The organism is Guptibacillus sedimenti (genome assembly GCF_028610665.1).
In the GTDB taxonomy this organism is placed as follows: domain Bacteria; phylum Bacillota; class Bacilli; order Bacillales; family Guptibacillaceae; genus Guptibacillus; species Guptibacillus sedimenti.
Window position 1 is genome coordinate 466,738 of record NZ_JAQQWV010000001.1, and the last position, 18,984, is coordinate 485,721.

Here is an 18,984-nt window from a genome sequence, read left to right on the forward strand (position 1 = left end):
GGTCAGTTTTAGAGAATATTAAAAGTAATTGAATATAAAATATTAAATTACAGAACCATTCGAATTAACCCAAATTGCAGGATTTCCTTTGCAAATCCAAATCACTGTTCCATCTTCTGTGGTATCATCTAAATGGGTGTTGAATATAGGTTTTTCATTTCCTGTAATACCAGGAGTATGACATTCGTATATTCTCCCATCTTCAATTACTAAGTGTCCTAACCTATAACCTTTATTTCTTAATACGGCTTCACTTGAATATAAACCATAAGTTCCTTTAGATTTTATATAAATGGGTTTCCCTAATGACGTATCAAAATATTGAAGCCCTTCTGTTAATCTTCTTTGAGGCCTTGTTATTGTACTTCCTGAATTATGCGTTTCTCCAATAATATGAGGTATGGGCGCAATCCCATCTATAGTATTATTATAATAAAGAGTAGGTTCTACAGTTAATTTTGATGTGAACTCCACTGCATTGACATTTGTAGAAGTACCATAGAACTTATTACCTGCAATAATAACAAAAGCTTTATTTAAACCACTAGATTTAATAAAAGCTCCCGACTTGGCATTAGGAGCAATAAATTCACAATCTGAGAATAGAACCATTTTTGCATCAGTAATACTAATGAAGTCTAATGCGTTATTTTCAAAAAGTACTTTGCAACGAATTAGCTTTAAATCAGAACCTGGACTGTTAAATGTTAAAAACCTTTCTGATATTGTGAAGTCACAACTCTCGAACACTAGCTGTTTTCCTAATTCATTTCCTGTTGCCATAACAATAGGTTTAACAATCTTGCAATTTTTATATTTTAACCAGTAGGAACCACTAAATTTAGGGTTTATAAAGGTTGAGTTTTCTACTAGTGTTCCTTCACTAGCTATTAATGTAGCACCTGTTTTTTCTCTTCCGATTATTGTTAAGTTTTTAAGCCTAGTTATATAATTAAAGCTTGAAATTGAACTACCTCTATTTTTATCTGCATCATTATAAAAACTACAATTATCAACATTAATTGCATATGGCTGTTGTTGATTCAAAGCAATACTTGAATTAAAAAAAGTGCAGCAGCTAATTATTATGTTTCTACCTTTGTTCTGAGCCCCAAATGAAAAAGCCGCATCATGAGAATTATTATTACTGAATATTACATTATCTGCAAAAATACTCCCTCCAGACTTTTGAAAGAAATTATTACTTATATTCCAATGATTTCCACTACCACTCAAGTTTGAAGTGAGTGAATTTCTTTGAACGGTAACGTAATAAGTTCCCACAAAGATGATGTCATTTATCCCATGACCATATAGCTTATTTCCAAGTATATAAATATTTTGGTTAGATCTATAGCCGTCTTCAATGTCTATTCCAACACCTACATAACCATTATTGTCGTGAACAATGTTATTTTTGATAAAGAAATGTCTTATCGTTGCGCCTGTAATTCCAATTCTTCTATTATTAAAAATTTCGCAATTTTCAATAGTGATAAACTCTGGGCGTGGTTCAGCTCTGACTTCAAAAGCAATTCCATTTAATGAGGTTTGTTTCAAAACGAAGTGCATAGATTTTGCACCTGTTGGTCTTTCTATGTCCTCGTACCAAGTTTTATTTTTTAATGCTGAAATGAAATTATTATTACTATCATAAAAGAAGATATCAAAACTATCAGTAGTAATGCCATAGAGAGTACCGTAACCATTACCTGTAAGCATAAATTTATTGTCGTTATTTGTTACTCTAAAATGGCTTACATCGTAAGGATTGATTGTTCTAATAGTCGTTTGCGAGGTTTGTTTGGATCCAGTACCTTCATTAATACCACCTGGTTCAAAATTAGATGAAGTTGGGTATAACCAGACATTATAAATTCCTTCCGCTATAAACCCATCACCAGTAGCATCCTTCATAATGCAATTAAATATTGTGATAAATTTACAATGTCCTTTCAGCGCTATACAGTGCCCCCATTCATGGGTGCCTCCTGGGGAGTAGTCATGCGCATAGCGATCACCAATAAATTCTGCATTTGAAATGGTAATATGATGTGCTTTTTTAGTAGCATCTGAAGAACCAATATTAAGAATTGCTGTTCTCTCTTGATCATTTGGCTCCATATATATCTTAGAACTACCAAAATCGTAAAAAGTATTATTTTGTGGTTGTATACTGCTAGAAGAAGGTACTAGATATTCTCCTTTAGGTAAACTAACATATGAAAAATTATTTTCGTATGCCCAAAGAAATGCATCATTTATTCCTTTTACTGTATTAATAGAATCAGTTTTATCATTTTTGATGCCCCATCGATTTAGTTCAACCAAGTAACTTGAAGAAGAAATAGTATTTGAAATTTGTGTTGGTATCCAATTAGTTCCATTATAACTTAAATAATCTCCAACAGATGGTGGAATGGTATTTGTATCAATATCGGTGATGGAATTAATAGTGTGATCATGAATAGTATTTGCTTTCGATTCAATTGTACTTTTAATATCCTGATCATTAAATATTCGTAGTTCTCGACCATCAATTACGATATTTCCATTAGTATTACTAGCTTTAATCAACTCCAAATTATCACGAGCATTTATTTCATTTATTGAATTAACTAAATTTGTTTTACTATTAGTGTTTAGACTAGATAAAACACCTATTGCATCGTTTGGTGCGAACTTAAGGTTACCTTTTTCAGAACCAATAAACAGTTCATTTGTATCCGTGCAAAGTCCAAATTCACCAATATCTAGAATAGGTAGCTCTGCCTTTAAGCAGCTCTTGATTTGAATTTTTTGTGCCATCCGAAATACCTCCATTAAATTACTCTTTTATTTATTAGCTTATGTCATGTTGTTCTTTGTGCTTGTACATAATACGTATTAATGGAAAATATTTTGAAAACGATTCATATTGACAACTTAAGTATGTAATGATATCTTTTATTTATAAATGTTCTTTATAAAGAACTAAATGCTTTGGATTTAACTAAACTTTATTAATTCTTGAGTCTAGTTATTTTTTGAAACAACCGTTCTTTATAAGGAACGAAACATGGGAGTCAAACTACATACTTATTACTGGAGGATCATATGAGTGCAATTGCTGGTATTTATCATTTAAATAAGGAACCCATTCCTATAGAACATAGCAAGCTAATGATGAGTGCATTTGCCAAATTCCCTTCAGATAATATCGAGTTACTTCACCAAGATAATCTTTTCTTTGGATGTCATGCCCAATGGATAACCCCTGAATCTGTAGGTGAAACACTACCCTATTGTGATTACAATAGTCAGTTAACCATTACAGCTGATGCGATAATCGATAATAGAAGTGAATTGTTCAATAAACTCCAGATTGATGCTGAAGATCGCAGCACAATTTCTGATAGCCGATTAATCTTACTTGCTTATCAAAAATGGGGAGAAGAGATAACTAGCCAATTAGTAGGAGATTATGCTTTTTTTATATGGGATGCTAAAAATCAAATACTCTTCGGAGCTAGAGATTTCTCAGGAAGCAGAACTCTTTACTTCCATCAAAATCATCAGAAATTTGTTTTTAGTACAACCATTAGTTCAATACTTCAGTTACCTTTTGTTGATAAAAAGTTAGATGAACAATGGGTTGCTGAATTTTTAGCCATACCGGATATGTTTAATACAGTTAGCTTAACTTCAACTGTTTATAAAGGCATTCAACAGATCCCTCCCTCTCACACAATTAAAGTGAATAATGGTAATGTAGAACTTTCTAGGTTCAATGCTATAGATTTAAGTAGGAAAACCATTTTCAAATCTAATGAAGAGTACGAAGAAGCTTTTAAAGAGTTATATAGTAAAACCATTAGTGAACAAGTTAGAACAACAAGGAATGTAGGAGCACATTTGAGTGGGGGGTTAGATTCTGGTTCAGTAGTAAGTTTTGCCGCAAACAGACTTAAGAGTGAAAACAAACCATTATATACCTTTAGTTATATACCAGCGGATGGATTTAACGATTGGACCCCTAGGGGTAGAGTTGCAGATGAAAGACCCTTCATTAAATCAACTGTTGAACATGTAGGTAATATACAAGATAAATATCTTAGTTTTAATAATCGAAGTCCAATATCAGAAATAGACGAATGGTTAGAGACGATTGAAATGCCCTATAAATTTTTCGGGAATTCATATTGGATGTCAGGGATTTATGAAGAGGCTAATAAATCTGGAGTTAGTTTACTTCTGAATGGTGCGAGAGGAAATTATTCTGTCTCATGGGGTTCTACATTTGATTATTATGCAGATTTATTAAAAAAACTAAAATTAGTGCATCTTTATAGTGAAATCCAAAGTTACTATAAAAATACAGGAACAGGTAGGAAGCGAATTTTTGAAATTATATATAATAGAGCTTTTAGAGGTAGAAAAGGCTTAGATGATCCTTTTCCATCAGTAATAAATCCTAATCTTGCAATTCGTACTAATGTAGAAGAATTACTACAAAAAAATGATGTTGATATAAAAGGACTTACTATCCCAAACACTTTTGTAGCTAGGAATAATCAATTTAAGAAACTTTTTTATTGGGGAAACGGCACTAGTTATACAAAATTTTCTTTGAAGTACAAATTGTGGAACAGAGACCCCACCAATGATTTGAGAATCATTCGTTTTTGCTTATCTTTACCTAATTCGCAGTTTATACAAAAAGGAATTGACCGCTCTCTGATTAGAAGATCTACTAAAGGTTTATTGCCAGATAAAGTGAGGTTAAACTATCGTTCTAGAGGGATTCAAGGTGCTGATGGTATTTACCGAATGTCTACGGAGTGGAATAGTCTTCTAATTGAATTGAAAGAAATGGTATTTCACCCTATTCTATCAGAGTTTATTCATATTCCTACACTAAACATTCTCTTAAATGAACTAGGTGAAGATCCAGAACAAACATTAATATATGAGCAGCGATTTAAAATAATAATACGATGTCTAATTTTAAAAAGATTCATTGATAAACATTTCTGAAGGGAGGTGAAAGTATGAAAAAGAACTGGGAAAAACCGTCATTGGAATCATTGAATATAAAAATGACTATGGCTGGTCCAGGCTTACGGTTAGAGGATGCAGAGCAAAATGATCCGGATCCGGAAGATGCTGATCACTACAGCTAAACACTACATCGCACTAATAATTTATAGCCCTTATACGTTCTGAGAGTATAAGGGCTGATTTTAAAATCTTACTAGGTGTAATTGAGGTGATTTTATTGGGAATATATCCAACGCAGAAAAGCTATAAATCATTCGGTCTTCAGTTGACTAGTTGTATTTATTTTCCGGAATTAGAAGAGGTAAGGTTAACTACTAATGCTGATGTATCTATTGAGATTTCTGACTTAACAAAATTATGGCAGGAGGAAGGTAATGAAGGGAAGTTTGTAGTGAAACAAGGAAGAGTCTTATTTAAAATAGAAGATACTGGTATCTTTTGTATTGAAGAAGGAGAAAGAGTTGTTGTATCACCCTTAGGAAAAGAAAATGTGGATAAAATGAGATTGTATATTCTTGGCAGTTGTATGGGAGCAATACTCCTTCAAAGAAAGATCTTGGCTTTGCACGGAAGTGCTATAGCAATCGATGGGAAGGCTTATGCTATTGTTGGTGATTCAGGTGCAGGGAAATCAACACTTGCCGCTTCATTCATCGCAAATGGTTATAAGATTCTTAGTGATGATGTCATACCTGTTTCTCTTTCTAATCAATTTCCTATTGTTATTCCCTCATACCCGCAGCAAAAGTTATGGTCGAAAAGCTTGGAAAAGTTCGGCATTGATAAAAGGGAGTTTAATCCTTTATTTGAAAGAGAAGATAAATATGCGATTCCAGTTAATAAGCATTTTTATAATGATGCTTTACCACTGGGGGGAATAATAGAGCTAAGTAAAAGCGAATGCGATCAGGTAGAGCTTAGTACTATTCGTTCATTGCAAGCAATTCATACTTTATTTAATCACACGTATCGGAACTTTTTTGTTCCTAGATTGGGCTTAATGGAATGGCATTTTAAAATAACATCTCAAATTTCTGGAAGAGTTCCCTGTTATCGTATCAATCGTCCTACCTCTCAATTTACAGCAGGTGAGATTAGAGATCTAATATTATCGACGATTAAAAAAGGAGAGAAGTTGCATGCTTAAAAGCCAGACCTTTACTGCTCAACAAACCGTTACACAGGCCCCTGGAAACATTGTTAGTGATATGGATGGTGAAAAGGTAATGCTGAGCATTCACAATGGGAAATACTTCAATCTTGGGTATGTTGGTGGCGAGATTTGGGGCCAAATAGCAGAACCAATCCGTATTAATATTTTAGTTACGAGGTTAATGGAGGTTTTTGAGGTTGATAGACATACATGTGAAGAAGACGTGTATTCCTTTCTAGAACACTTAATGGAAGAAGGACTTTTACAAGTAAATTAGTAAAAGAAAAAACAATAGAAAGGAATAATTAGCTTAATGAGAAAGCTAAAAACATATCTCTCATTGAATAAACAGACAAGAAGTCTTTTGCTAGAATCTTATTATTATTTAGGGAAAGCGCGGTTGGCCAAAAGTGTTCCATTTTCAAAAGTAGCACCTACTCTAGGAATACAGATGGATGAGACTGATTATGAAATAAAAGAGCTACATCGCAAAACTTTGAGGATGATCTCTCATGCTATTCATCTTGTAAGCAAGTATACTTTGTGGGAAAGTCAGTGCCTCGTTAAAGCCATGGCAGCTATGAGTATGTTAGAAAAACGAGGGATTGAAAGTACGTTATATCTTGGTACTGCTAAAGAGGAGTCAGGAGAAATGATCGCTCATGCATGGCTACGTAGTGGACCTTACTATATTACTGGGGCTGAGGGGATGGAGAGATTCACCGTAGTAGCCAAGTTTGCTAAAAAGATTTGAATTTATAGGACAGAAGGGAAGATACATGTTAAAAACTAGCACCTTAAAGTTAGATGCCATACCGAAAGAACTGCAGTTAATCATGAAAATACTTGAATCGGAAGATGTTAGAACTGAATTGCATTTTAATCCTAACTTATTGAGAGAAATTGATTGGGAGATGTTTCTAAAACAAACAAACCATCACCGTATATACCCTTTAGTCTATAGCAAATTAAAAGGAATTAGTGATAAAATTATTCCACTTTTTGTCATAGAAAGCTTGTCAAAGCAGTTCAAAAAAAATACGTTTCAAATGCTTCATTTAAGTGGAGAGATGGAAAGGCTTAGTGGGTTGTTCTTTAATAAGAACGTACGATCATTATATTTAAAGGGACCAGCCCTAGCTCATGACCTCTATGGAGATGTATCACTACGTACTTCAAGTGATTTAGATCTTCTGATATCAATTAATGATTTGGATCTTGTAGAAGACTTGTTAACTAAAGATGGTTATGAAAAAAATGATTATTTTGAAACGACATTAAGTGACTGGAAATGGCGCCACCACCATATGACCTATTTTCATCCTGAAAAAAGAATAAAAGTGGAGGTTCATTGGCGGCTTAATCCTGGTCCATCTAAGGAGCCTGGTTTTAATGAGCTTTGGGAGAGGAAACGATTAAGCAGTTTAACTAGGTCACCAGTTTATTTACTTAGTAAAGAAGATATGTTTTTGTTTCTAGCGTCCCACGGGGCACGTCATGGTTGGTCTAGATTAAGGTGGTTAGTAGACGTGCGGCAACTAATGGGGGAATCTATTGACTGGGAAAATACGCAGAAGTTATTTAGGCATTATTATTTTACGCCGATTGGCGAACAAACTATGATTTTAGCTTCTCAAATTCTAAATGCTAAAATCCCAGGCCAGTTTCCGAACTTCAATGCTCACTCAATAAAACTTGCGCAACAAGCAGTCTTTTATTTTGAAAACATGGTAAATCTACACACCAATCCTGTTCCTGAACATATTACAAAATATCACCAACGGTATTTGTTCTCATCTATGTCATACCACCAGAAAATATTATACCTGATAAGTCTTTTACTTCCTTATCCAGAAGATGTAGAAGTATTGAAATTACCAAATGCGCTGCGCTTTTTATATTATCCGCTTCGGCCAGTATTGTGGTTTTGGAGAAAATTAAAAGGATTAATACCCCAAAGGGGGCAGCAATATGGGTAATGTGTTTTATTTCTTGAAGCAAATTCATGCATTTGCCGGTAAGGTACTTTATTTTAATCTTATTGCAATGATGCTAATTGGATTTTTAGAGGGAGCGGGTATTCTTTTGTTAATACCATTAATTGGTATAACGGGTATTGTTGATATTGATGTTAACGATATTCCGTTTTTAACATTTTTTAAATTTTTAGAAGGCATTCCGGCTTCATGGGGATTATTAATCATATTAGGATCTTTTATTATACTGGTTATTAGTCAACATATTATTCAACGTCAAATCACTGTTCGAAATACAACAATCCAGCAGGGATTTCTTAGACATATACGTGAAGAAACCTATAGAAGAGTTCTCCATTCTGATTGGCCCTTTTTTATAAAAAACAGAAAATCTGACCTTATTAATATTTTATTCTCTGAAGTAGGGCGAGCCAGTTCTGGTACAAACTCGTTGCTGCAATTTTTGTCCTCCCTTATCATCACTTCAATTCAAATAGGGCTTGCTTTTTTACTTGCACCAGTCATTACTACTTTTGTCTTGCTTTGTGGATTGGTTTTAATCTATTTCAATCGCAAATTTCTTAAGCGCTCTCTTGCACTTGGTAATCGCAATTACGAACTTGCAAAAACTTATGTAGCTGGTATTACTGATCAAATCAACGGGATTAAAGATATTAAAAGTAATACACTGGAAGAATCACGTATGACATGGTTTAACGATGTAACTCAAAAAATGCAAAATGAACAAATCGAATATATGAAATTGAAAACTACGTCGCAATTATATTATAAAGCTGCTTCAGTCATTTTAATTGCCGTCTTTATTTATATGTCTATTCATCTTTTTCAGGCCCAGGTTGGTCAACTCACATTAATTGTTGTGATTTTTTCCAGACTGTGGCCAAGAGTAGCAGGAATTCAAGGGTCAATGGAGCAAATTGCCACTACACTTCCTTCATTTAAAGTTGTGAAAGCCCTACAGAATGAATGCGATTTATCGAGGGAATATGACGTGAAAGAAAGTTCACTTCAGCCAATGGTGATTAGTGATTGTATGGAATGTCGAGATATCTATTTTCGATATAGTCAAGATGGACCTTACGCTTTGAAAAAGATTAATATCATTATTCCTTCAAATAAAATGACAGCGTTTGTTGGAAGATCAGGTGCAGGGAAAAGTACACTGATCGACTTGTTAATGGGGCTAAACAAACCTGAAAAAGGAGAAGTTATCATTGACGGTGTCCCTTTAAAAAGCGAGCATCTTTTATCACTCAGACGTTCAATTAGCTACGTCGCGCAGGACCCTTTTCTTTTTAATTCATCAATACGAGAAAATTTAATGCTCGTGGCACCAGAATCCAAGGATGAGGACCTTTGGAATGCATTAGACTTTTCCTCAGCAGCTGAATTTGTCCGTAAACTCCCTGATGGCCTTGACTCTTTAATAGGGGATAGAGGTATTAAATTATCTGGGGGGGAACGACAGCGTCTAGTATTAGCTCGTGCTATTCTTAGAAATCCTTCGATTCTCGTATTGGATGAAGCTACTAGTGCTTTAGATACTGAAAATGAGACGAAAATTCAAAATGCGTTAGATCGATTGAAAGGTAAAATGACGATTATTGTTATTGCTCACAGACTATCAACCATTCGAAACGCTGATCAGGTTGTGGTACTGGATGAAGGAGAAGTAATTCAGCAGGGAGGATTCAATCAACTCGCAAAAGAAAAGAGAAACGTTTTTAGTCAGTTGTTGCAAAATCAATTAAAGTTAACGAAATAGATTGTAATACAAAAATATAAAATCAGACTTCTAAGGAGGAAATCATGAGTGCCATCGCAGGAATTTTTAATTTAAACGCGGAATCTATAAACCCAGCAGACGAAAATAAAATAATGCAACCTTTTGAACAGTATCCTGCAGATGATTTACATACCTGGAGTGATGAAGGGATTTTTCTAGGATGTATGGCTCAATGGATTACTCCCGAGTCTAGAAATGAAGTAGTGCCTTTTTATGACTACAGTCGTCAACTGGTTATTACTACCGATGCGATAATTGATAATCGTGATGAGCTTTTTAATCTATTACAAATTAACCAACATGCAAGAAGTGATATTGGTGATAGTCAATTGATATTACTCGCTTATGATCGATGGAGAGAAGAAACGCCAAAGTATCTATTAGGTGATTTTGCTTTTGTGATTTATGACGTGAAGAACAAAAAAATATTCGGTGCAAGAGATTTTTCTGGGACTAGGACATTGTATTTTTTTTACAATGAAAATAAATTTGCTTTCTCAACTACTATAAAGCCATTATTAACTTTACCTTATGTACAAAAAGAATTGAACGAAGAATGGCTAGCTGAATTTTTAGCTATTCCTAACTTGGTGGAATCAGTAGACATGAGTACTACAGTTTACAAATCAGTTCATCAAATTCCACCTTCACACTCTATCACGATATCTAAAAAACGAGTTAGTTTAAAAAAATACACTACTGTTTTATCTCAAGAGAAGATGGAATTTAAGTCTGAAGAAGAATATGAACAATATTTCCAAGAAGTTTTTCAACAAGCTGTAAAAGCAAGAATTAGAACTTACGGAGAAGTGGGGGCTCACTTAAGTGGGGGACTAGATTCTGGTACAGTCGTTAGTTTTGCAGCAAGTGAATTAAAAAATAAATCTAAAAAGCTTCATACCTTCAGCTATATTCCTGAAAGAAATTTTGAGGACTGGACACCCAAATATTATGCACCTAATGAAAGTGAATTTATTAAAGAGACTGTTAAACATGTTGGGAATGTAAACGATTCATACTTAAGTTTTGAAGGTATAAATCCTTTGATCGAAGTAGATAATTTCCTTGAATTAATGGAAATGCCCTATAAATTCTTTGAAAATAGTTATTGGTTAGAAGGAATAACTAAAGAAGCGAATCAAAATGGAGTAAAGGTACTCTTAAATGGAGCGAGGGGCAATCACTCCATATCATGGGGATCTTGGGGCTTAAATATGGAGTATTATGCAAGTCTATTAAGAAAGTTAAAATGGTTAAAGCTTTTTCATGAGTTAGATCTTTATACTAAAAATTTCAACACTGGAAAATCAAACTTAGTACCTGCTATTACTAGAAAAGCCTTTCCTTCAATAGTAAATAGAATCTCAAAAAATGATGTCTTTGATCAAACAAAGTCTTTAATCAACCCTTCCTTTGCTGCCAAAACGAATGTTTATCAAAAAATAAAGGATTACGGAATGGATATTTCAGGAGAAGGCGTAGGTGACTTAAGTCAATATAGAAAAGAATATTACCGCCAATTATATAGGTGGAATAAAAGCGGAGTTGCTACAACTAAACTCTCTTTACGATATTCTGTCTGGGATCGTGACCCCACCAATGATTTAAGAGTGATTAATTATTGCCTGTCCTTACCTGTAGAGAAATATGCTGAGGGAGGTATGGAGAGGTCATTCATAAGAAATGCCACTAAAAAGATGCTTCCAGATCAAGTTAGATTAAATCATAAAATTCGAGGGCTACAAGCAGCGGATACAATTCATCGAATGATACCTACTTGGGAAAAATTCTTGCAAGAAATTCAACAAGTAATAAATGATAAAAATGTCGAGCACCTGTTCAATGTACCTGCTATTAAACAAGCTTTTAGTTTAGTAGAAAAGGAGCCTCGTCCAGATTTAATTTTTACTAATGAATTTAAACTATTGACCCGTAGTTTAATTGTTTACAGATTTCTTAAATCATTTTAGTGAAAGGGGGTGAGCAAATGAAGAAAGCTTGGACTACACCATCATTAGAAGTATTGGATGTTCGAATGACAATGAATGGACCTGGAAATGCTAATCCTGACTGTTTTGATGCATCGGAGGGAAGACAAGAAAATCACGAAGGTCAATCAAATGCTAGTTGTTTACACGATAGTTAACAGTTAAGGTCTAATTATTAGTTTTAAATATTAATAGTGGTTTTGGAAATTAATTTTCTAATTACATGGTTATTTAATTAAAATTATTCTAATGTTATGAAAAACCCCCTCTTTGATATAGATGGAAAGAGGGGAGCAATTAAAGAAAAACAAGTCAATACTAACTATACATAAATAACTTAAGAAACAGAGAAATCTCAATCTTATCAAAATCATTGAAGTGAGAGGTCAGTGGTATCCAGTGAGAAAACGTCATTTGAAGATTTTTTCGATCTTGTTACTGCTCGCTATTAGTTTAGTCTTTTATATAGTGTGGGAAAACAATCGAGTTATTATAAAAGAGGATACAATTTTAACAGAAGGTCTAACGAATGATGAAGAATTTTCAATCCTTCAAGTAACAGACCTTCATGAAAAAGAATTTGGAGAGAATCAGAGGAGGCTTATAAAAGCTATTAATTCAGTTGAATATGATGCGATCGTATTTACTGGAGATATGTTGGATGATGTAGATAGTAGAAACTATGATTCCTTTTATAAATTAATTGAGGGTATACAAAATAAAGAAAATGCCTTTTTTACTGAAGGAAATACAGATCCTGAAAGATATAAATTAACGGCAGAAGGAAACCTTGTGAAAAATGAATTTGTTCAAGGGATGGAGAAGCGAGGTGTGGACTTACTCGAATCAATTATAATGATTAAAAACAAGAATTCTAATATCTATTTATTAGACTTTGAATTGTCTTTAATGACATCCGAAACAAATAGGCAGGATTATGAAGGTAGGGTTATGCCTAGTTATGCCTTGCTTTCTGAATATAGAGACTATGAAGAGCAGTTATTGATAGAGATGAGCACTCTCGATTCTATAAAAGACTCAGATATAGTTGTTGCTCTAAATCATTATCCGGTGGCTGATGCAAGAATCGAGGCGATTCAAAATAGTGGACGCTACGAGTTAAGAGATTATGATGTAATCCTTGCTGGTCATTATCACGGTGGTCAAATTCGTATACCCTTTTTAGGAGCTCTTTTTATACCAGAACCCTGGTATGATAGGGGAGGTTTCCTGCCTCCACAGGACAGAGTAAAAGGATTGTGGGAATATAAAGGGATAAAACAATATGTCAGTGCAGGACTTGGAAGTAGTGACGCTATTTCTTTTTTGAATTTCAGGTTTAATAATCCGCCAGAAATTAATATCATAACTCTCACTAATGGGCAATAGTAGGTCAACCAATAAAACTATAGGATAAAGATGAAGCAAACTTTAATAATAAACAACAATAATTTAAAACTAAATTCAGAAACAAATCACCATACCAAAACAGCCCCTGCAGGGAATTCCCTGCAGGGGCTGTGAACGTCTATTTACATCATTAAGTCCGCTGGTGATTCATCAAAGTAGAGCCAGTGAAAATATTCTACTTCTGCATCAGACATTTTGAGAACTTCTTCTCTATTCATCGTCGTTTTGTCGCACAAAAGATCAATAAATTGGTTTCGTGCTTGCTGGCTCATTGTAAATCCTCCCTAGTATTTTAAGCGGCTTTCTGATTTTGGTAACCGCTTTCAATTTGTTAATTCCATTATATATCTCATAATGAGATCATTCAAATACCGTTTTGAGATATATCACCTGAAAACGATGTGCTTTTGGTATGAAAGTGAGCGGATGTTCAGAGATAAAAAGGTAAAACGGGAATATACGTTCTGTTTTTTGAGATTTGAAGACGCAACATGATCTAAAAAGAGACAATGGGCTGGAAAGGAAGTGGTAACTGAACTGTTCGTGCAAAGGTAACAAGCAGGAATTCCACCTATTTAATGGAAGTAGAGACATAAGAGAAGAAGGGAAGTGGAAAGTTTGAAGAAAGAAATTGAAAAAGAATTGGAGAAAAGCGAGCAGTTGGAAGAGCTTTTATATGATTTCACCTTTGTCGGTAATCCTCAGATTTCGCCTGATGGAACCTATGTCGTTTATGTGAAAAAAGTGATAAATGAGGAAAAAGAATATACTTCAAACCTCGTACTAGTGAACCGAGATACTGGGATTGAGCATGATTGGACAGCTTTAGGAGGAGAAAAGAAGGACCGTTCTCCTCGCTGGTCACCAGACGGTAAGACGATTGCTTTCGTTTCCGACCGATCAGGAGAAGATCAAATATGGCTAATTTCCACGGATGGTGGTGAGGCGCGCAAGCTAACCAATTTGAAGAGCGGTGTATCAGCACCGGTTTGGAGGCCGGATGGTACATCTTTACTCATTTTAAGTAAAGATAAAAAGGAAGAAGAGAAGGTCGAGGGACGGAAGCCTCTCGTCGTAACGGACTTGCAGTATAAATCAGAAGGCGCTGGTTTTCTGGATGGGCATCACCTGCAGATTGTCATCATCGACGTATCCTCAGGAGGAGAGAAGATCAAATGGTTGACGGATGCTCCGTTTAACCATTCAAGTCCTAGCTGGTCACCAGATGGTCAATCGATTGCTTATGTGAGAAGCCGCAATGAGGATGCGGAACATGGTTCGTATATGCGGTCGGATCTTTTCGTACAGCGATTAGAAGAAGGTAAGGTCGATCCGGATCAATTGAACAGTGAGGGCGGTAGCTTTGAAGCTCCGAGATGGTCACCAGATGGAGAGAAGCTCTCTTTCGTCGGGCACTTCTTTCTTCATGAGGGAGCTACATTAAATAAGGTGTGGACCGTTGATGTAGAGAAAAAGGAGTTTACTTGTTTAACAGATACGGTTGATTTGGAGTGCTCGGATGTGTTGATTTCAGATATGCACTGGGGAGGCGCTTCGCCAGGGGCAGTGTGGAATGAGGATGGAACGGAAGTCTATTTTCTTGCTAGTGAACAGGGAAGCACTGGCGTGTACTGCGCTAACGTCGATTGCACAGTTCGACAAATAACGGGTGGTGACAGGCACTTCTACGCTTTTCACTACATACCGAAGACAAATGAAGCGGCGGTTGCAGTTAGTGATCCTCTAAACATTGGTGATATCTATACGCTTTCGTTTCATGGTGACCGAGTCAATGAGGAGCGTATTTCTCAATCAAATGAGGAGGTTCTTCAACATATGGAGCTTTCGTCTCCAGAGAGCTTTACATACAACGGTAAAGACGGGTTAGAGATTCAGGGATGGATCATGCGACCGGCTGGCTTTAAAGATGGGCAAAGATACCCTCTCATTCTTGAAATTCATGGCGGTCCACATATGATGTATGGAAATTCGTTTATGCATGAATTTCAGTTTCTCGCTTCAAAGGGGTATGCTGTTTTATACACAAATCCACGCGGAAGCCAAGGGTACGGTCAAGAGTTTGTAAATGGCTGCCGAGGGGACTATGGTGGTGGCGATTATGAGGATGTGATGGCGGGTGTTAATGCTTCATTGAAGAGTTATTCCTTTATTGATGAAGATCGACTCTACGTAACAGGAGGAAGCTACGGTGGATTTATGACAAACTGGATCGTTGGAAAAACGGATCGCTTTAAAGCAGCCGTCACACAGCGCTCGATTTCAAACTGGCAGAGCTTCTATGGGGTAAGTGACATCGGCTATTTCTTTACTAAGTGGGAAGTTGGAAGTGATCTTGATGAGAACCCTGATAAACTGTGGCACCATTCGCCTTTGAAGTATGTTGATCAAATTCAGACGCCACTTCTTATTCTGCATAGCGAACATGATTACCGCTGTCCTATTGAGCAGGGAGAGCAGTTGTATATTGCCTTAAAACATCGTGGCAAAGATACGATGTTTGTGAGATTCCCAGATTCAGATCATAATTTATCTCGCAGTGGGCATCCAGAGCTAAGAGTGGCGAGGCTGAAGCATCTCGTAAACTGGTTTGATCAACGCGGAGGGCGGGATTCGACAAATACCGGGGAGTGACAGGCACTCGCGTTTTCGCAGCACGCGTTTTTTCTCGATCTGCCCTTGACGCCTTTCGAGAAAGATACTATACTATTGAAAATAGTTAAATAATATTGAAAACTCTTATCAAGAGTGGCAGAGGGACTGGCCCTATGACGCCCAGCAACCATCTCAGTTCGTGAGAAAGGTGCTAATTCCAGCAAACGAGCAATCGTTTGAAAGATGAGAGGGAGTTCAAGCACGGCTGATTTGTTATCCGAAATCACTCAACTCTCTCTGTCCTTTACAGAGGGAGTTTTTTTATTGGGTGGGATTTTAACAGATAAAAGAACTTTTGTGCTTTTAAGTTTTAGTGCTAGAACGCTTTACATTACTACATATTTCTGGAGGAGATTCAAAGATGAAGAAATCATTCTATTTACTAGGAACACTACTATTAGTCTTTTTGGCAGCTTGTTCAGGAAACGAGGCATCTGGAGGTTCTGGAGAAGATGAGCCACTTAAGGTTGGCGTAACAGCTGGACCGCATGAAGATGTGATGAACAAAGTGAAGGAAGTGGCAGCGGAAGATGGATTTGAGATCGAAGTGATGGCATTCAATGATTATGTAATGCCCAACACGGCGCTTGATGAAGGGGAACTTGATGCGAACGTGTTTCAACATGAACCATATTTAAATGACTTCGTGAAAGAACGTGGCTTGGAGCTTTCAAAAGTAGCGACAACGATTAATTTTCCAATGGGTATTTATTCTGATCAATATAAAAGTCTTGATGAACTACAGGAAGGCGACAAAGTAGGATTGCCAAACCACTCAACAGGTGAGCCCAGGGCGTTAATGTTGTTTGAAGAAGCTGGCATTATTGAGTTAAAAGATGGCGTTGGTGTAAAAGCGACGATTAAAGATATTGAGAAAAACCCTTACAATCTCGAGTTTGTTCCATTAGAAGCTTCACAGATTCCGAGACAGCTAGGTGAGCTTGCGATCGCGGCAATTAACACAAACTTCGCGATGGAAAGTGGGCGTGTCCCGAAAGAAGATTCTCTTGAAATGGAGCCAGAAGATTCCCCTTGGGTGAACGTCATCGCGACAAAAACAGAAAATAAAGATGATGAGCGTATTCAGAAGCTAGTGGACTATTATCAGTCAGATGAAGTGAAACAGTTTATCCAGGATGAATTTAACGGATCTGTAGTGGCATCCTGGTAATTTGGAAGAGGAGTGGGCGAGATGATTCGATTAGAGAACATAACGAAAACGTATCAAAGTGGCGAGACGGTAACAAAAGCTGTAGATGATGTTTCTCTGCAGGTTGAAAAAGGGAGCATCTATGGTGTCATTGGCTACAGTGGCGCTGGCAAAAGTACGCTTGTCCGCATGGTGAACCTTTTGGAGAGACCGACAAATGGAAAAGTGTTTATCAATGATGTCGAGCTCACTTCCTTATCAACTAATAAGCTTCAAAAAACAAGACAGCGAATTGGCATGATCTTTCAATCCTTTAATTTGTTGAAAACGGGAACTGTACACCAGAACATTGCGATTCCACTTAAGCTAACGGGCGTACCCAAAAAAGAAATTGAAAATCGGGTGGATAAATACTTAGAGATCGTTGGGTTATCGGATAAGCGCGATGCTTATCCTTCTCAGCTCTCTGGAGGACAGAAGCAGCGAGTTGCGATTGCGCGTGCGCTTGCTCATGAACCTGAGGTGCTTTTATGTGACGAGGCGACAAGTGCGCTTGACCCTGATACGACCGAGTCCATTTTGGCGCTATTGGAACAAATTAATCGTGATTTTGGCATTACGATTTTACTCATTACTCACGAAATGCATGTTGTTCAGAAGATATGTCATGAAGTCGCTGTAATGGAGAATGGAAAAGTGATTGAACAAGGCAGAGTTGTTGATATCTTTAGTCAACCCGAGACATCCACGGCAAAACGGTTTGTACAGTCGCTCTTCCAAGATGAGCTTCCAGAGTCGCTCGTTACGCGTTTGAAAGAAAGTGGTCAGATCGTGAACCTTTCCTTTATAGGCGAGCGTTCCGGAAGTCCGGCTCTTGCGCATGTTAGTAAAAAGTTCGACGTGTATCCGTCGATATTAGCGGGGAATATTACGCAGCTAAAGGATCAGCCGTTTGGGAGACTTGTCGTTCATTTGGAAGGTAATACAGATGAAACGGATAGAGCTGTCGCCTTTTTAGAAGAAAACGGCGTTGTCGTCGAAGGATATGTTCAGGAGGTGGAGGCACATGTCAGCTAAGATTTCGGAATTCCTCGATCTTTGGGGAGCAGATATTTGGAGTGCCATTATAGAAACGTTTCAGATGGTTGGCATTTCCCTCCTGATCTCGGTATTAATAGGGCTTCCGCTAGGTGTGTTACTCGTTTTAACACGACCTGAAAAAGCACTTGAAAACAAGGTTCTTTTCCGCTTGCTAAATGCAGTTATTAATGTGATCAGGTCGATTCCATTCATTATTCTACTCTTTTTCATTTTACCTTTTACGAAAATGATTGCAGGCACAACAATCGGCGTGAAAGGCGTGATTGTGCCGCTCGTTGTTTTTACAGCTCCGTACATTGCGAGGCTGATGGAATCCGCTTTACTTGAAGTAGATCGCGGAGTTGTTGAAGCGTATGAAGCGATGGGGGTCAAAACGAGACACATTATTTGGCACGTTCTAGTCAGAGAATCGCGATCCTCGATTGTGCTTGGGTTAACGATTGCTACGATCGGACTCATTGGGGCAACGGCTATGGCTGGACTTGTTGGCGCAGGTGGGCTTGGAGACCTTGCTTACCGCTATGGGCATTTGCGGTATGAAGTTGATGTGATGTACGTGACGGTCTTTCTGCTTATTGTCCTTGTTCAGGGACTACAGTCGTTTGGGAATATTCTTTCAGCTCGTTTGAAAAAAGATTAAGTTGGAGGGGGGGGGGAACGGGGTCGGAGATAAAAAATTTACAGTT

Annotated in this window: 16 protein-coding genes and 1 riboswitch; of the genes, 14 read left to right on the forward strand and 2 right to left on the reverse strand. The window is 36.8% G+C overall.

Annotation, left to right across the window (positions count from 1 at the left end):
- Positions 1–42 precede the first annotated feature (42 nt).
- Entirely contained in the window at positions 43–2,808 is a 2,766-nt protein-coding gene (locus tag PQ578_RS02295; RefSeq protein ID WP_273832022.1) for a right-handed parallel beta-helix repeat-containing protein, read from the reverse strand.
- Positions 2,809–3,096: 288 nt separating this feature from the next.
- Here PQ578_RS02295 and PQ578_RS02300 point away from each other — a divergent pair, with 288 nt between their 5' ends.
- From PQ578_RS02300 to PQ578_RS02345, 10 genes are all read left to right on the forward strand, one after another.
- Positions 3,097–5,016, forward strand: a complete 1,920-nt coding sequence (locus PQ578_RS02300; protein ID WP_273832023.1) for an asparagine synthase-related protein — start codon at positions 3,097–3,099, stop codon at positions 5,014–5,016.
- Positions 5,017–5,030: 14 nt separating this feature from the next.
- On the forward strand, positions 5,031–5,162 hold the full coding sequence (locus tag PQ578_RS02305) for a paeninodin family lasso peptide (RefSeq protein ID WP_273832025.1): 132 nt from the start codon (positions 5,031–5,033) through the stop codon (positions 5,160–5,162).
- A 95-nt stretch (positions 5,163–5,257) separates the two neighbouring features.
- Positions 5,258–6,187 (forward strand): aldolase, encoded by a 930-nt coding sequence (locus PQ578_RS02310; RefSeq protein WP_420541526.1) that lies wholly within the window; start codon positions 5,258–5,260, stop codon positions 6,185–6,187.
- Positions 6,180–6,470 (forward strand): lasso peptide biosynthesis PqqD family chaperone, encoded by a 291-nt coding sequence (locus PQ578_RS02315; RefSeq protein WP_273832026.1) that lies wholly within the window; start codon positions 6,180–6,182, stop codon positions 6,468–6,470. The genes PQ578_RS02310 and PQ578_RS02315 overlap by 8 nt, the downstream gene beginning before the upstream one ends.
- A 27-nt stretch (positions 6,471–6,497) precedes the next feature.
- Entirely contained in the window at positions 6,498–6,947 is a 450-nt protein-coding gene (locus PQ578_RS02320; RefSeq protein WP_273833234.1) for a lasso peptide biosynthesis B2 protein, read from the forward strand.
- A gap of 25 nt (positions 6,948–6,972) precedes the next feature.
- Positions 6,973–8,172: a nucleotidyltransferase domain-containing protein gene (locus PQ578_RS02325; RefSeq protein ID WP_273832027.1), complete on the forward strand. Its 1,200-nt coding sequence runs from the start codon at positions 6,973–6,975 to the stop codon at positions 8,170–8,172.
- Positions 8,165–9,955 (forward strand): ABC transporter ATP-binding protein, encoded by a 1,791-nt coding sequence (locus tag PQ578_RS02330; protein ID WP_273832028.1) that lies wholly within the window; start codon positions 8,165–8,167, stop codon positions 9,953–9,955. The genes PQ578_RS02325 and PQ578_RS02330 overlap by 8 nt, the downstream gene beginning before the upstream one ends.
- Positions 9,956–9,999: 44 nt before the next feature.
- On the forward strand, positions 10,000–11,946 hold the full coding sequence (locus PQ578_RS02335) for an asparagine synthetase B family protein (RefSeq protein WP_273832029.1): 1,947 nt from the start codon (positions 10,000–10,002) through the stop codon (positions 11,944–11,946).
- A 17-nt stretch (positions 11,947–11,963) separates the two neighbouring features.
- Complete coding sequence (locus PQ578_RS22470) at positions 11,964–12,122, forward strand: paeninodin family lasso peptide (protein WP_420541502.1); 159 nt, start codon at positions 11,964–11,966, stop codon at positions 12,120–12,122.
- 241 nt (positions 12,123–12,363) lie between these two features.
- A complete protein-coding gene (locus PQ578_RS02345; protein ID WP_273832030.1) occupies positions 12,364–13,353 on the forward strand; it encodes a metallophosphoesterase in 990 nt (329 codons plus the stop codon).
- 143 nt (positions 13,354–13,496) lie between these two features.
- On the opposite strand, the gene PQ578_RS02350 is transcribed toward PQ578_RS02345, so the two are convergent.
- Positions 13,497–13,646: a BH0509 family protein gene (locus PQ578_RS02350; RefSeq protein ID WP_142329588.1), complete on the reverse strand. Its 150-nt coding sequence runs from the start codon at positions 13,644–13,646 to the stop codon at positions 13,497–13,499.
- A 346-nt stretch (positions 13,647–13,992) separates the two neighbouring features.
- On the opposite strand from PQ578_RS02350, the gene PQ578_RS02355 reads away from it, so the two are divergent.
- The 4 genes from PQ578_RS02355 to PQ578_RS02370 all read left to right on the forward strand — a co-directional run bounded on the left by PQ578_RS02355 (position 13,993) and on the right by PQ578_RS02370 (position 18,938).
- Positions 13,993–16,026 (forward strand): S9 family peptidase, encoded by a 2,034-nt coding sequence (locus PQ578_RS02355; protein ID WP_273832031.1) that lies wholly within the window; start codon positions 13,993–13,995, stop codon positions 16,024–16,026.
- Between the two features lie 102 nt (positions 16,027–16,128).
- A riboswitch (SAM riboswitch) is annotated at positions 16,129–16,237 on the forward strand.
- Positions 16,238–16,408: 171 nt separating this feature from the next.
- Positions 16,409–17,218, forward strand: coding sequence for a MetQ/NlpA family ABC transporter substrate-binding protein (locus PQ578_RS02360; RefSeq protein WP_273832032.1), 810 nt, complete (start codon positions 16,409–16,411; stop codon positions 17,216–17,218).
- 21 nt (positions 17,219–17,239) lie between these two features.
- A complete protein-coding gene (locus PQ578_RS02365; RefSeq protein ID WP_273832033.1) occupies positions 17,240–18,274 on the forward strand; it encodes a methionine ABC transporter ATP-binding protein in 1,035 nt (344 codons plus the stop codon).
- Entirely contained in the window at positions 18,264–18,938 is a 675-nt protein-coding gene (locus PQ578_RS02370; RefSeq protein WP_098445151.1) for a methionine ABC transporter permease, read from the forward strand. The genes PQ578_RS02365 and PQ578_RS02370 overlap by 11 nt, the downstream gene beginning before the upstream one ends.
- Positions 18,939–18,984: the final 46 nt, after the last annotated feature.

Coding starts and splice junctions, on each gene's coding strand:
- PQ578_RS02330 (WP_273832028.1), top strand. CDS start 8,165: ATGGGTAATGTGTTTTATTTCTTGAAGCAAATTCATGCATTTGCCGGT.
- PQ578_RS02305 (WP_273832025.1), top strand. CDS start 5,031: ATGAAAAAGAACTGGGAAAAACCGTCATTGGAATCATTGAATATAAAA.
- PQ578_RS02300 (WP_273832023.1), top strand. CDS start 3,097: ATGAGTGCAATTGCTGGTATTTATCATTTAAATAAGGAACCCATTCCT.
- PQ578_RS02370 (WP_098445151.1), top strand. CDS start 18,264: ATGTCAGCTAAGATTTCGGAATTCCTCGATCTTTGGGGAGCAGATATT.
- PQ578_RS02315 (WP_273832026.1), top strand. CDS start 6,180: ATGCTTAAAAGCCAGACCTTTACTGCTCAACAAACCGTTACACAGGCC.
- PQ578_RS02360 (WP_273832032.1), top strand. CDS start 16,409: ATGAAGAAATCATTCTATTTACTAGGAACACTACTATTAGTCTTTTTG.
- PQ578_RS02365 (WP_273832033.1), top strand. CDS start 17,240: ATGATTCGATTAGAGAACATAACGAAAACGTATCAAAGTGGCGAGACG.
- PQ578_RS22470 (WP_420541502.1), top strand. CDS start 11,964: ATGAAGAAAGCTTGGACTACACCATCATTAGAAGTATTGGATGTTCGA.
- PQ578_RS02295 (WP_273832022.1), bottom strand. CDS start 2,808: ATGGCACAAAAAATTCAAATCAAGAGCTGCTTAAAGGCAGAGCTACCT.
- PQ578_RS02335 (WP_273832029.1), top strand. CDS start 10,000: ATGAGTGCCATCGCAGGAATTTTTAATTTAAACGCGGAATCTATAAAC.
- PQ578_RS02350 (WP_142329588.1), bottom strand. CDS start 13,646: ATGAGCCAGCAAGCACGAAACCAATTTATTGATCTTTTGTGCGACAAA.
- PQ578_RS02325 (WP_273832027.1), top strand. CDS start 6,973: ATGTTAAAAACTAGCACCTTAAAGTTAGATGCCATACCGAAAGAACTG.